Source organism: Streptomyces sp. 3330 (assembly GCF_031456635.1).
Classification (GTDB): Bacteria; Actinomycetota; Actinomycetes; order Streptomycetales; family Streptomycetaceae; genus Streptomyces.
This window is the reverse complement of record NZ_JAVDVA010000006.1, coordinates 19,215-32,451: the sequence shown is the minus strand read 5'-3', so window position 1 is coordinate 32,451 and position 13,237 is coordinate 19,215. Positions and strand designations below refer to the sequence as shown.

Here is a 13,237-nt window from a genome sequence, read left to right as displayed (position 1 = left end):
TCCACCGTCGACCGCCTGTTGCTGGAGCCCCCTTGACCCCGCCGTCCCCCGAACCCGCGCCGTCCGCCTCTCCCCCGCCGCTCACCGAGGTCGAGCCCCACGGCGTGGACCGCATCCCCGACGCCGAACGCAGCGCGACCCCGCTCGACCTGTTCCGACTCGCCTTCGGCGGCGCGAACACCTTCTCCACCTGTGTGCTCGGCGCCTTCCCCGTCCTCTTCGGCCTGTCCTTCTGGCAGGGCCTCGCGGCCACCCTCCTCGGGGTCTTCGTGGGCGCGCTGATCCTGTGCCCGATGGCGGTGTTCGGCCCGGTCAACGGCACGAACAACGCGGTCTCCTCCTCCGCGCACCTCGGTGTGCACGGACGCGTGGTCGGGTCGTTCCTCTCCCTGCTGACGGCGATCGCGTTCTTCTCCATCTCCGTGTGGAGCTCCGGCGACGCCCTGGTCGGCGGCGCCCACCGCCTCTTCGGCCTCTCCCGCGGCGACCTGACGTACGCCGTCGCCTACGCGTTGTTCGCCGGGCTGGTGCTCGCGGTCTGCGTCTACGGCTTCCGCTTCATGCTGTTCGTCAACAAGGTCGCGGTCGCCTCCGCGACGGTGCTGTTCCTGCTCGGCGCGATCGCCTTCGGCGGCGACTTCGACGCGTCGTACGCGGGCGTCTTCACGGACTCCGCGGACGCGGCCACCGACGCGCTGTTCTGGCCGTCGTTCATCGGCGCGGCACTGATCGTGCTGTCCAACCCGGTGTCGTTCGGGGCGTTCCTCGGCGACTGGTCGCGCTACATCCCGGCCTCGACCCCGCGCCGCAGGGTGGTCGGCGCCGCGTTCCTGTCACAGATCGCGACCCTGCTGCCGTTCGGCTTCGGCCTGGCGACCGCCAGCATCATCGCGTCGAAGGCCCCGGAGTACGTCGACCCGGCCGCCCCCGATTTCGTGGGCGGGCTGCTGGCGATCTCACCGACCTGGTTCTTCCTGCCGGTCTGCCTGCTCGCCCTGATCGGCGGCATGTCCACCGGCACGACCTCGCTGTACGGCACCGGCCTGGACTTCTCGTCGGTGTTCCCGCGCCTGTCGCGGGTGCGGGCGACCGTGCTGGTCGGGCTGCTGTCCATCGTGTTCATCTTCGTCGGCCGGTTCGGCCTGGATCTGGTGCAGTCCATCTCGACGTTCGCCACGATGATCATCACGTGCACCACGCCGTGGATGGTCGTGATGATGCTGGGCTTCTGGACCCGGCGCGGCTGGTACGACCCCGAAGCCCTCCAGGTCTTCAACCGCCGTCAGCGCGGCGGGCGTTACTGGTTCGCGCACGGCTGGAACTGGCGCGGCGTGACCGCCTGGTGGGTGTCGGCGCTGCTCGGGGTGCTGTTCACGAACATCCCGGGCCAGTTCGTCGGCCCGCTGGGCGATCTGGCGAACGGCATCGACATCGGCCTGCCGCTGTCCCTGGCCGTCGCCGCCGTGCTCTACCTGGCGCTGCTGCGCCTGTTCCCCGAACCCCGGGCGGTGTACGGGCCGCAGGGCGCGCGGCTGGCCAGGACCGTGGAGGTGGCGGTGCCGCCGATCACCGGTCCGGGCGCGGCGGCCGGCGGACCCGCCGCCGTACCGTCCGGGTCGGCCGCCGGCTGAACCGCCGGACCGCCGTCACCGACCCGCCGGTATGGTCACCCTGCGACGGCGACGACGCCGGTCACGGGACGGCGGGAGGCGGGACGTACGGATGGCGAAGCACTGGGCGGACTTCCAGTACGAGATCTATCTCAACGGGATGACGGGCGCGGTCCCCCGGCTGCCCACCGACCTGACCCGGCTCGAGGAACTCACCGCACAGCGCCTCGGGCCCGGGCCGGTCGGCTACGTGGCGGGCAGCGCGGGGGACGGCAGCACGGCGCGGGCCAACCGCGCGGCCCTGGAGCGCCGCCGGATCGTGCCGCGCATGCTGCGGGACGTGCACGAGCGGGACCTGTCGGTCGAGGTGCTGGGCCGTGCCCTGCCCGCGCCGCTCGCCCTCGCGCCCGTCGGGGTGCTGTCGATCATGCATCCGGAGGCAGAGTCCGCGGCGGCCCGGGCGGCGGCCGCGCAAGGGGTGCCGTTCGTCCTGTCGTCGGCGTCCAGCACGCCGATCGAGCAGGTGGCCGAGGCGATGGGCGACGCCGAGCGCTGGTTCCAGCTGTACTGGTCCAAGGACCGCGAGGTGACCCGCAGTTTCCTCCGGCGGGCGCGGACGAACGGGTTCACGGTGCTCGTCGTCACCCTGGACACCCCGCTCCTCGCGTGGCGGCCCCGCGACCTGGACCAGGCCTATCTTCCGTTCCTGCACGGCGTGGGCACCGCCAACTACTTCACCGACCCGGCCTTCCTGGCCGGCCTGGCCAAGCCCGTGCACGAGGACCCGAACGCGGCCGTCCTGCACTTCGTCAGCCTGTTCGCGGATCCCGGCAAGACCTGGCCGGACCTTGCGTTCCTGCGGGAGAACTGGGACGGGCCGATCGTCCTCAAGGGCGTGCTGCACCCCGATGACGCGCGGCTGGCCGCAGACGCCGGGATGGACGGCGTGGTGGTCTCCAACCACGGGGGCCGGCAGGTCGCCGGCGCGGTCGCGGCCGCCGACGCGCTGCCCCGGGTGGCGCGGGCGGTCGGCGACCGCCTCACGGTGCTGTTCGACAGCGGGGTGCGCACCGGCGACGACGTCTTCAAGGCGCTCGCCCTCGGCGCCCGGGCGGTGCTCCTCGGCCGCCCCTACGTCTACGGCCTCGGCCTGGACGGGCAGCCGGGCGTCGAGCACGTGATCCGCTGTCTGCTCGCCGAGTTCGACCTCACCCTGGCCCTGTCCGGGCACGCCGGACCGGCGACCGTGGGCCCGGCGGACCTCGACGAGGACGCCGGGTGACGGCGGACGGGTCACCATGAGGCCACCGGCCGCGGCGCCCGCGGGCCGGGGAAGGAGACCCCACCCCGTCCCTCAGGCGGTGCCGTCCGCCAGGTCCACCGGCCGGGCCGACGCGGGCGCGTCCGTGCCGGTGACCGCGAGGGAACCGGGGGTGGCGGAGGCGGTGTCGGTGAGCCAGCGCTGGCCGGTGGTGTGGTCGCGCACCTTGACCACCACGTCGTCGCCCGGCTGCTCCCCGGCCGCCGCGAGGGCGAGCGCGTCGTCCCAGCGGGGCAGCAACTCGCCCTGCACGGTGAGGTCGTAGCGGACGTCGTCGCCCCGGGCTTCGGTCTCGTCCACGCACGCGCCGAGGATGACCACCCCGGCGTCCGCGTGGGAGTCCACGCACAGGCCGGGCCCGGCGACGCTGCGCAACTGGCCGTCGTCGTCGTACGACCACTGCTGGGTCGCGTCCGAGGAGCAGTCCGCCAGCTCGAGCGCGGCGCCCGCCGTCGCCCCGCCCCGGACGTCCAGGCACAGGTCGGCGGCGGCGTTGCGCAGCCTGGTCTGCCGTGGCGCGGTGGGCAGTTGGGCGGTGTCCGGGGCGGTCGGCGAGGCGGTGGCGTCCTGCGAGTCGATGCCGGGAACGCTGCCGCTGGTGGAGGCGGCCGGGTCGGCGCCGCCGTCGTCCGACCACATGCCTGCGGCGAGCAGGGTGGTCAGCAGTCCCGCCGAGGCCAGGCCGACTCCGGTGAACAGCGCGCGCGGCGACCGGGTCTCCCCCGACGAGCGCCGACGCGGCGAGGGGATGCGCGAGAACAGGCTGCCGCCCCTGCCGCGGGTGCCGCGGGTGCCCCGGCCGCCGTGCCGGGCCGAGCCCTTGAGCCGCACGGTCTGCTGCCTGGCGCGGCCGGGGCGGGTGTCGTGGTAGCGGCGGGCGCCCCAGCCGAGCACCGCCTCGGCGAGCAGCACACCGAGGCCGCTCTCGAAGTGGCCGAGCTGTTCGGCGGCGGCCCGGCAGTAACGGCACTCGTCCAGGTGCTTGCGCACGTCCGGCAGCAGGTCCCCGCCGCGGCGGATGGGCACGTCGAGAAGCCGGTTGTAGAAGCGGCAGTCCTTGCTCGGCGCGAGGTCCCGGTGGGCGCGCACGACGCCCTCACGCAGTTTGTCCCGGGACTGCTCCAGGACGGCGGTCACCGTGTCGGTGTCCCTACCGAGCAGACCGGCGGCGACGGTGACGTCCTCGGCCTCCACCTCCACGTGCCACAGGACGCACCGGGCGACCGCGGGAAGGCCCTGGAACGAGCGTTCCGCCAGCACCCGGTTGTCCGCGATCATGGACTTCGCGGTCCGCATCCCCCGCGCGCCGGCCGGCTTGCGCAGCACCGGCAGCACGCCGGACAGCCCCTCGTCGGCGGACCACAGCCGGGCCATGTCCCGCACGGTCACCAGCAGTCGGGGCCGCAGCGCGGTCCCCGGCTCGCCCAGCTTCAGCCGGTCGAGGACCTGGTGGAAGGCGGCTGCGGTGATCATGGAAGCGACGTTCCCTGAGGAGGCCAGGCAGATGACCGCGTACTCGTGCACCGGCCGCCAGTGCCGGGCGATCAGCAGAGCGGTCGACTGGGCGACCTCGGTGTCCGCGCCGCCGCGTATTCCCGCGGCGAGCGACTCGTCGGATTCTCCTGGACCCCCGCCCGGCGGAGGGTAGGGCGGACGAGGGGGCTGAGGGGTGGGCACTGAGCGCATTCCTTTGGTACGTACCTGTTCGGTGCGGCAGGGAGCGTGAATTCGCCTCCGCCGACGAACGCAGGCGACCCGGCCATGCCCCCCGCGCGGGCGGTTCACCTTTGCACAACCAAGTAGCGCACAACAAGGCGACGGCTGAAGCTGCGCCTTGTTGATGAAAAGTCGATAAGCAGGGCCCGCCCGACAGGGGCGTCCCGCCTTTTCACCAGTCTTGTCGGCCCGGCCGAAAACCGCCCTCGCGCCCCGTGTGAAACACCCGCACACAGTGGGACGCCACGCACGCTCCCCGCGCACCGGCCCGCGTAGTTGGCTGGAACCGGCCACTTCCTCGGAGGCCCCGCGCAGGACGGCGGCTCTCCTGCGCGAAACGGCCGCCGGCCCTGTTCCTCCCGCCCTCGGCCGGCGGCCCTGAACCTTTGCGTCTGCCTATATCTGCCAGGACCGCAGCCGGTCCGCCGCGCCGTAGACGTCCGTCTTCCCGTCCAGCAGATCGCGGGCCAGGTCGACGAGCGCGCCGTACGGCGGGTCGATGCCGACCCCGCTGGTGAACATGTACGCCACCGCCGTCGCGCAGGCGAAGCGGGCGTTGGCCGACGGCAGCGGTTTGAGCAGGGTGAGGGTGTGCAGCAGCGCGGCGGCCCGCCAGGCCGGGTCGGAGTCCACGCCGAGCTTGGGCGGATCGACCCGGTGCCGGGCGACGGCGGCCACCAGCGCCGAGAAGTCGTTGACGGTGGGCTGCTCCGGCAGAACCTCTTCGTGGCGCTGGAGCAGCCAGGGCACGTCGATGTGGATGACGGAGGTCATCGGTCAGGCGACCCGCCCCTCGCCCCGCACGGAGCGTTCGTCCTCGGGGAAGGCGGCGGCGAACTCGTCCGCGTGCGAGGCGAAGAACCTCCGGAAGGCCTCCGCGCCCTCCTGGAGCGCCCGGTGCCGCGCGATGTCGGCGGCGGCCGCCTCCCGCACGAGTGCCTTCATCGACGTACCGCGTTCCTTGGCGATCTGCCGCAGGTCCTCCAGCTCGCGATCGCTGAATTCCACATTGAGGGCTGGCATACCCTTCACGGTACCGCGCGGGTACTTACTCGTAAATATCCCCAGGTCAAACTGATGACCGCGCGGTACCGGAAGGTGTTCGAGCCTGTCCACTCCCGATCAGGGAGGGGCGCTTGTTGATCCGATCACCGATCCGCCCCTGCCCCCCTCCCCCCATCGTCCCGCCTGCCCCGCCTGCTCCCTGACCCTTCTGCCCCTCCTATCCCTGGTCCGCCACGAACGAGGCCAGTCGGGCCAGCGCCGCGTTCCAGTTGATCGCGGTCTCGTTCGTGGACCAGGACTGGATGTCGTCGATGTAGCAGAACTGGCCGACGCAGCCCTGGAGCCTGCTCTGCGCGTAGGGGTCCTGGATGCTCGAGTTCGCCCCGCCCGCCAGCGTGCCCCGCGGCGGTTCCGGCAGGTCCGGGTCCAGCTGACGCGCGTACCAGCGGCTGTGCTGGTGGTGGGCGTTCACCTCGCCGTAGCCGGTGACGTACGACAGGTTGAGCGCGTTGCGCCCGAGGACGTAGTCCATGCTCTGGACGGCCCCGGACCGGTACTTCGAGGCGCCGGTGAGGTCGTAGGCCGTGGCGATGACCACGGCGTTGTTGAGGACCTGGTGGCTGGAGCCCCAGTCGTACCGGTTGCCGTCGGGGGCGTAGGGCATGCCGTACGGCTGTCCGGCCAGTGTGGCGAGATAGGTGTCGGCGCCCCGCACGACCGACGCGCGGACCTTGTCCCGGCCGGGGAGCGCGTTCGGGACGGTGGCGAGGTCGAGGCGGCCCGCGGCGGCCGTGCGCGACCAGTCGAAGCCGGTGGGACCGAAGATGTCGGCCGTGTGCACGGGGGAGTTCATCACCCGGTCGGCGAACTGCCTCTCCCCCGTGGTGAGGTACAGCTCGGCGGCCGCCCAGTAGAACTCGTCGGCCGCGTCGTCGTCGTTGTAGGCCCCGCCGCCGGTGCCGTCGTTCGGGTCGGCGTACACGTCCGGGTGGGCGAGGGCCGCCGCGAAGGCCTTGCGCGCGGCTGTCAGCGCCTTCGCCGCGAAGGCCTTGTCGTAGGGCCGGTACAGGCGGGCCGCCTGGGCGGCCGTGGCGGCCAGGTTGAGGGTCGCGGCGGTGGTCGGCGGGTGCAGTTCGCGCTTCTGCGGATCGTCGCCCGGCAGCAGCGGCAGCCCGGTCCACTGCTCGTCGTGGATCTTGTGGTGGGCCATGCCGGCGAGCGGCTGCCCGTCCGGCACCTGCATCTTCAGCAGGAAGTCGAGCTCCCAGCGGGCCTCGTCGAGGACGTCCGGCACCTTGTTGCCGCTCTCCGGAAGGGCGAGCGTCCCGTCGCCGAGGGCGGCCGGGTCGTCGGTGCGCGCCAGCAGGGAACGCTCGTAGGTGCTCAGCAGCTCCCAGGCGGCGATGCCGCCGTTGACGACGTATTTGCCGTGGTCGCCCGCGTCGTACCAGCCGCCGGTGACGTCGAGGGTGTAGTCGCACACGCCGGGCTGACACGGGACGGCGGAGTCACCCTGGTTGGGGGCCACGCCGATGTGGCCGGCCGCCCTGCCGTAGCCGGGGCGCAGGTCGTCCCGGATCGCGATGCCGCTGCGCTGCGTGTAGTAGTACTTCACCGCGTCCCGCCGCAGCCGGTCGTAGTCGGCCGTGCCGATGTCGAAGGGACGGCTGGTCTCACCGTCGGCGACCAGCGTGAAGCCGGTCCCGCGGGTGCGGTACGCGCCGAAGTCGATGGAGTGCACGTTCTGCCCGGAGGAGACGTCGAGTCCGCGCGGCACGCTCCAGCCGTGCGCGACCGTCGCCCCGGAACGGTCCCTGAGCTGCCAGGGCAGCTTCGCGACCGCGTCCGTGACCAGGGTGGCGTTCTTCGGCCCGGACGGCAGATAGGCGACCTGGTTGACGCGCACGCGAGGGCCGGTGTCGGGCTCGTACACCTCCGGTGGCACCCCGCCCAGCAGCGAGACGTCGTCCAGGCAGAACCGCCAGGGATCGGCGCTCCCGCCGACCTGGAAGGCGACCTGCCCCTGGGCGCTGTCGACCGGCGAGGTGAAGGTGTACGTGTAGGCGTCCCCCGACTCGCTCAGCACGGGGGTCGCCTCGTACCAGGTGTCGTACGGGGCGACGCCGAGGCCCACGACCGCCCGCACCACGTGCCCCTCGGGTACTCCGGAGGCGTGGAAGGAGAACCGGTACGAGGACCCCTTCACCAGGGTGATCGCGTCCTGGCCGACGGCGGAGTCCCAGCGGTCGACGGTGCCGCCCGGCACGTCGGCGCACAGCCGGCCGTCGGCGAGACCGGCGGTGACGTTGCTGCTCCACCACGGGTCGGCGCTCGTGTCGAAGCCGCCGTTCCTGACCTGTTCGACCTCGTCCGCACCGGCCTGCTGCGCGGGCAGCGCGGTGACCGCCGCGCCCAGCAGGGCCGCGAGGGACAGCAGGGTGGTTCTGCGTCGTTTCACGTCCAGGCTCCTCGGGGAGTGCGGGACGCTCCGTACGGGATCCGGGTGCCATCGCGTGGGAGCGCTCCCAGAGCGGGGTCGCAGGACATGGTTGTTGGAGTCATGACACCCCGTCAACGGTCCGGACGAGATGGCTTCGAGGCCGTTGTCAGTGGCGCGTCCTACCGTGGACGGCCAGAACACCCATCACATCCACGACGAGGAACCGGAGTTCTCCATGACCACCCTGCCCGACCGGCCGAACACCGCGCTGCTCGTGATCGACGTCCAGAAGGGCGTGGTGGCCGGCGCGCCCCGGCGCGACGAGGTGATCGCGAACATCCGCACCCTCATCGACGCGGCCCGCGCGCAGGACGTGCCGGTGGTCTGGGTGCAGCACTCCGACGACGACCTCGAACGGGGCAGCGAGAACTGGCAGTACGTCGAGGAACTGGTCCGCCTCGACGCCGAGCCGCTCGTCCACAAGAACTACCAGGACTCCTTCGAGGACACCGGGCTGGAGTCGGTGCTCGCGGAGCGCGGGGTGGGCCGGGTCGTCGTCACGGGGGCGCAGACCGACGCGTGCATCCGCTCGACCCTGCACGGCGCCTTCGTGCGCGGATACGACGTGACCCTGGTCGGCGACGCCCACACGACGGAGGACCTGAGCAAGTACGGCGCTCCGGCGCCGGAGCAGGTGATAGCCCACACCAACCTGTACTGGTCGTGGCAGAGCGCGCCCGGGCGCGGGGCGGGCACGGTGGACACGGCGAAGGTGACCTTCGAGGCGGCCGACGCGGGCTGAGGACCCCTGGGGGCGGGGTGAGCGGACGGCGGCCGCCCCGGCCGTCAGGATCGCAGCCCGTCAGGCTCGGCGTGGAGGCCGCGGCCCGGGCGGGCGGGCTGGCGGGCGGGTGCGCGTCCTGCCCGGTCGGGCCGGGGATACCGCCTGGGCAGGACGGCGCGGAGCGCGACCGTGGGGCGGCCGGAGGCGCGTACGGCGTCCGCGGCGGCCCGCGCCGCCGGGGCGCCGAGGAGCGTTCAGGCGGCCGGTGCGGCCCCGGACGCGGGAAGGACCGGTCTGCGCGTGACCGTCCTGGCCGGCTCTCCCTCATCAGGAAGCAGAAGTACTCACAACTGATCGTCAACAAACAGAATCTGACGACGGGCCGCTTCCGCACGTCGAGGGGCCGGATGCGCCCGCACGTTCCGGCGGCCGTCGGGGACGCCGTCACGCGGGGTCGCGCCGGTTCGGCCGGTTTCAGCCCTTGACCTCGGCGGGAACTCGCTGTTCAGCCGAGCTGTGGGGGTTCCCGTCCGCCTGAGGCCAGGACACACTAGGCTGGAACGGAAGTGACGTGCCTGTTCACTGTGAGTGTCCGCGATGGAGTGCCGAGATGAGCCCGGAGTATCCGTTCGACGAGGCCGCGACGGCCCGGGCGGTCGTCGACGACTCCGGCGCGCTGATCGGGTGGAACGAGGGCGCGCGGACCCTGCTGGGCTGGACCCCGGCCGATGTCCTGGGCCGGCCCGCCACGGAACTGCTGGCCGACGGGACGCCCGACTTCACCGGCGCACGCTGGGACGGAACAGTCACTTTGCGCCATCGCGACGGCCGCCCGGTCCGGGTGTGGCTCCTCGCCCACCGCTGCGCCGCCCCGGACGACGGGCCGGGACACTGGCTCGTGGTCACCCCGCTGGCCGGAAGCAGCACCGGCTCCTCGGACGCCCTGCTCGCCGCGGCCGGTCTCGTCCAGTCCCCCTGCGCCGTGGCCGTCTACGACGAACGCCTGCGGCTGCGCCGGATCAACGACGCGATGCGTGAGGTCATCGGGCTGCCCGAGGAACGCATCCGGGGGCTGCGGCTCACCGAGATCGGCGGCGGGCCGCAGAGCTCGGAGCTCGAACAGCACATGCTGCGGGTGCTCACCAGCGGCCGGCCGCAGGACGTGCAGACGTACACCCGCACCGGAGGCGAGTCGCGGGCCCACGCCTGGCTGGCCCGGATGGCGCCCGTCACCGACCCCGACGGCCGGGTCCGGGGCGTGTGCCTGTCCGCCCACGACTTCACCGAGAACTACCTCGCCCGCGAGCGGCTCCAGCTGGTCAACGAAGCCAGCGTGCGCATCGGCACCACCCTCGACGTCATCCGGACGGCGCAGGAGCTGGCGGAGGTCTGCGTGCCCGCGCTCGCCGACTTCGTCAGCGTCGACCTGGTCGACCCGCAGGACGGCGGAGAGCCGCCGAGCCGGTTCAGCCCACCGGTCGGGCTGCGGCGCGCCGCGCACCACTCGGTGAACTCCGGCAGCCCCGAGGCGGTGGCCAAGCCCGGCGAGGTGCAGCGGTACCCCGCCGGTTCACCGCAGGCCGACTCGCTGGTCGCGGGGCACACCATCATCGGCTCCCTGACGGACGGCGGTCTGGACGCCTGGCTCGCCTGGGACCCGGCACGCGGCGCCCGGGTACGGGAGCTCGGCATCCACTCCACGATGTCCGTGCCGATCCTGGCGCGCGGCATGACGCTCGGCGTCGCCGTCCTCACCCGGTTCCGCCGGCCGGACCCCTTCACCCCGGACGACGTGCTGCTGGCCGAGGAGATCACGGCCCGCGCCGCCGTCTGCATCGACAACGCCCGCCGCTTCTCCCGCGAGCGCGAGACGGCCCTCGCCCTCCAGCGCAGCCTGCTGCCGCGCACGCTGCCCCGCACCGCCGCCGTCGACGCCGCCTCCCGCTATCTGCCGGCCGCCCGCGCCGGGGTCGGCGGCGACTGGTTCGACGTGATCCCGCTGTCCGGGATGCGCGTCGCCATGGTCGTCGGGGACGTCCTCGGGCACGGCATCCAGGCCTCGGCCACCATGGGGCGGCTGCGCACCGCCGTGCGCACCCTCGCCGACATCGACCTCGCCCCCGACGAACTGCTCACGCACCTGGACGACCTGGTCGTCCGGCTGTCCGAGGAGGCCGGCGGCGAGGGCAACCCCGGCGAGGTCGGCGCCAGCTGTCTGTACGCGGTGTACGACCCCGTGTCGCGCCGCTGCACCCTGGCCCGCGCCGGCCATCCCCCGCCCTTGGTGCTGCGGCCGGACGGCCCGGCCCGGCGGGTCGAGCTGCCGGCCGGCCCCGCGCTGGGTGTGGGCGGGCTGCCCTTCGAGTCGGCCGAGCTGGCGCTCGCCGAGGGCAGTGTGCTCGCCTTCTACACCGACGGCCTGATCGAGTCCCGCGAGCGGGAGGCGGACTCCGGGCTCCGGCTGCTGAGCGAGACGCTGGCGGCGTACTCGGACTCCCTGGACGAGACGTGCGACCGGATCCTGCACGCCCTGCTCCCGCCCGGCGGCACCGCCGACGACGTGGCCCTGCTGCTCGCGCGCACCCGGGGCCTGCCCGCCTCCCAGGTCGCGACCTGGGACATCCCCGCCGACCCCTCGCTGGTCGCGCCGATCCGCAAGCAGGCGGTCGACCAGCTCGCCCGCTGGGGACTGAGCGAGGCGTCCTTCACCACCGAGCTGGTGGTGAGCGAACTGGTCACCAACGCCATCCGCTACGGCGCCCACCCCATCCGGCTCCGGCTGATCCATGACGAGACCACGCTGATCTGTGAGGTGTCCGACACCAGCCACACCGCCCCGCACCTGCGCCGGGCGAAGACCTGGGACGAGGGCGGGCGCGGCCTGCTGCTGGTCGCCCAGCTCACCCAGCGCTGGGGCAGCCGGCACACCCCCGAGGGCAAGACGATCTGGGCGGAGCTGAGCCTGCTCGACGAGGAGTGAGGCGGCGAGGCGGCCCTTGCGCTCGCTTGGCGGTCGCTTTACCCCCACGTGTTTTCATGGACGGACACCCGGACCAGTCAGATGGGCGGGCACGATCACACCCCGCCCCCGGAGACCCCCATCAATTCCGCGCTCGCCGAAACGCTGTCCGTCGTCCTGCTCGCCGCCGCCCTGGGATGGGCCGTACTGCGCCCCGCGGGGCGGTCCGAAGCACTCGTCGCCGTCCCCGCCGCCGGGCTGGTGGTCGCCCTGGGGGCGGTCTCGCCGGAGCACGCGCTGGCGGAGGCCGAGCGGCTCGGACCGGTCGTGGGCTTCCTCGCGGCGGTGCTGGTGCTGGCGCACCTGTGCGACGTCGAGGGCCTCTTCACGGCGTGCGGGGCGTGGATGGCCCGCAAGTCGGCGGGCAGCCCCCGACGCCTGCTGGTCGCGGTCTTCGGACTGGCCTCGGTGATCACCGCCGTGCTCAGCCTGGACGCGACCGTGGTGCTGCTGACGCCGGTGGTGTTCGCCACCGCCGCCCGGATGGGAGTGCGCGCCAGGCCGCACGTCTATGCCTGCGCGCACCTGTCGAACACCGCTTCGCTGCTGCTGCCGGTCTCCAATCTCACCAATCTGCTGGCGTTCGAGGCGAGCGGGCTGAGCTTCACCCGGTTCGCCGCCCTGATGGCCTTGCCCTGGGTGGTGGCGATCGGCGCCGAGTACCTGGTCATGCGGCGCTTCTTCGCCGCCGACCTGCCCGCCGCCGAGCCCGCCGACGACGACGGCCCGGCCCCCGAGCTGCCGCTGTTCGCGCTGGTCACCGTCGCCTGCACGCTCGTCGGGTTCGTGGTGGCGTCCGCCGTCGGGATCGAACCGGCCTGGGCCGCTTTCGCCGGCGCCCTGGTCCTGGCCGGACGCGCGCTCGCGCGGCGGCGGGTCACCCCGGTCGCCGTGGTGCGGTCCGCCGCTCCGGGCTTCCTGGCGTTCGTGCTGGCGCTCGGGATCGTGGTGCGCGCGGTCGTCGACAACGGGCTCGCCGACGCACTGCGGCACGTCCTGCCGGACGCCTCGGGCCTGCTCGCGCTGCTCGCCGTCGCCGCGCTGGCCGCCGTCCTGGCCAACCTCATCAACAACCTGCCGGCGGTGCTGGTCCTGGTGCCGCTCGCCGCCCCGGCCGGGACCGGGGCGGTGCTCGCCGTGCTGCTCGGGGTGAACATCGGCCCGAACCTGACGTACGCCGGGTCGCTGGCGACGCTGCTGTGGCGGCGCGTGGTGCAGGCGCGTGAGCAGCGGGTCGGGCTCGGCGAGTTCACCCGGCTGGGTCTGCTCACGGTGCCGGCCGCGCTGGTCCCGGCCGTCGTGGCGCTGTGGGCCTCGCTCCAGGTGGTCGGCGTCTGACCGT

General features: G+C 73.2%; 9 protein-coding genes. 5 read left to right on the top strand and 4 right to left on the bottom strand.

Features of this window, described 5'->3' with window-relative positions:
- The first annotated feature begins 32 nt into the window (after positions 1–32).
- Both J2X68_RS12235 and J2X68_RS12230 read left to right on the top strand, forming a co-directional pair.
- Positions 33–1,631 (top strand): cytosine permease, encoded by a 1,599-nt coding sequence (locus J2X68_RS12235; RefSeq protein WP_310432509.1) that lies wholly within the window; start codon positions 33–35, stop codon positions 1,629–1,631.
- Positions 1,632–1,722: 91 nt separating this feature from the next.
- Positions 1,723–2,892, top strand: coding sequence for a lactate 2-monooxygenase (locus tag J2X68_RS12230; RefSeq protein WP_310432508.1), 1,170 nt, complete (start codon positions 1,723–1,725; stop codon positions 2,890–2,892).
- Positions 2,893–2,964: 72 nt separating this feature from the next.
- Here the strand turns inward: J2X68_RS12230 and J2X68_RS12225 are convergent, their stop codons facing one another.
- The 4 genes from J2X68_RS12225 to J2X68_RS12210 all read right to left on the bottom strand — a co-directional run bounded on the left by J2X68_RS12225 (position 2,965) and on the right by J2X68_RS12210 (position 8,110).
- Complete coding sequence (locus J2X68_RS12225) at positions 2,965–4,608, bottom strand: RICIN domain-containing protein (RefSeq protein ID WP_310432507.1); 1,644 nt, start codon at positions 4,606–4,608, stop codon at positions 2,965–2,967.
- Between the two features lie 435 nt (positions 4,609–5,043).
- On the bottom strand, positions 5,044–5,421 hold the full coding sequence (locus J2X68_RS12220) for a hypothetical protein (protein WP_062643323.1): 378 nt from the start codon (positions 5,419–5,421) through the stop codon (positions 5,044–5,046).
- Between the two features lie 3 nt (positions 5,422–5,424).
- The gene (locus tag J2X68_RS12215; RefSeq protein ID WP_037735240.1) at positions 5,425–5,670 is read right to left on the bottom strand and encodes a hypothetical protein; all 246 of its coding nucleotides are present in this window, start codon (positions 5,668–5,670) and stop codon (positions 5,425–5,427) included.
- A 199-nt stretch (positions 5,671–5,869) separates the two neighbouring features.
- The gene (locus J2X68_RS12210; RefSeq protein WP_310432506.1) at positions 5,870–8,110 is read right to left on the bottom strand and encodes a glycoside hydrolase family 9 protein; all 2,241 of its coding nucleotides are present in this window, start codon (positions 8,108–8,110) and stop codon (positions 5,870–5,872) included.
- Positions 8,111–8,327: 217 nt separating this feature from the next.
- Between J2X68_RS12210 and J2X68_RS12205 the strand changes: the two genes are divergently transcribed.
- The 3 genes from J2X68_RS12205 (at position 8,328) to J2X68_RS12195 (ending at position 13,233) form a co-directional block, all read left to right on the top strand.
- Positions 8,328–8,894 (top strand): cysteine hydrolase family protein, encoded by a 567-nt coding sequence (locus J2X68_RS12205; protein ID WP_310432785.1) that lies wholly within the window; start codon positions 8,328–8,330, stop codon positions 8,892–8,894.
- A 592-nt stretch (positions 8,895–9,486) separates the two neighbouring features.
- Positions 9,487–11,856, top strand: coding sequence for a SpoIIE family protein phosphatase (locus J2X68_RS12200; RefSeq protein WP_310432505.1), 2,370 nt, complete (start codon positions 9,487–9,489; stop codon positions 11,854–11,856).
- Between the two features lie 81 nt (positions 11,857–11,937).
- Positions 11,938–13,233: an arsenic transporter gene (locus J2X68_RS12195; RefSeq protein WP_310432504.1), complete on the top strand. Its 1,296-nt coding sequence runs from the start codon at positions 11,938–11,940 to the stop codon at positions 13,231–13,233.
- The last annotated feature ends 4 nt before the right edge of the window (positions 13,234–13,237 follow it).

Coding starts and splice junctions, on each gene's coding strand:
- J2X68_RS12230 (WP_310432508.1), top strand. CDS start 1,723: ATGGCGAAGCACTGGGCGGACTTCCAGTACGAGATCTATCTCAACGGG.
- J2X68_RS12220 (WP_062643323.1), bottom strand. CDS start 5,421: ATGACCTCCGTCATCCACATCGACGTGCCCTGGCTGCTCCAGCGCCAC.
- J2X68_RS12215 (WP_037735240.1), bottom strand. CDS start 5,670: ATGCCAGCCCTCAATGTGGAATTCAGCGATCGCGAGCTGGAGGACCTG.
- J2X68_RS12205 (WP_310432785.1), top strand. CDS start 8,328: ATGACCACCCTGCCCGACCGGCCGAACACCGCGCTGCTCGTGATCGAC.
- J2X68_RS12200 (WP_310432505.1), top strand. CDS start 9,487: ATGAGCCCGGAGTATCCGTTCGACGAGGCCGCGACGGCCCGGGCGGTC.
- J2X68_RS12195 (WP_310432504.1), top strand. CDS start 11,938: ATGGGCGGGCACGATCACACCCCGCCCCCGGAGACCCCCATCAATTCC.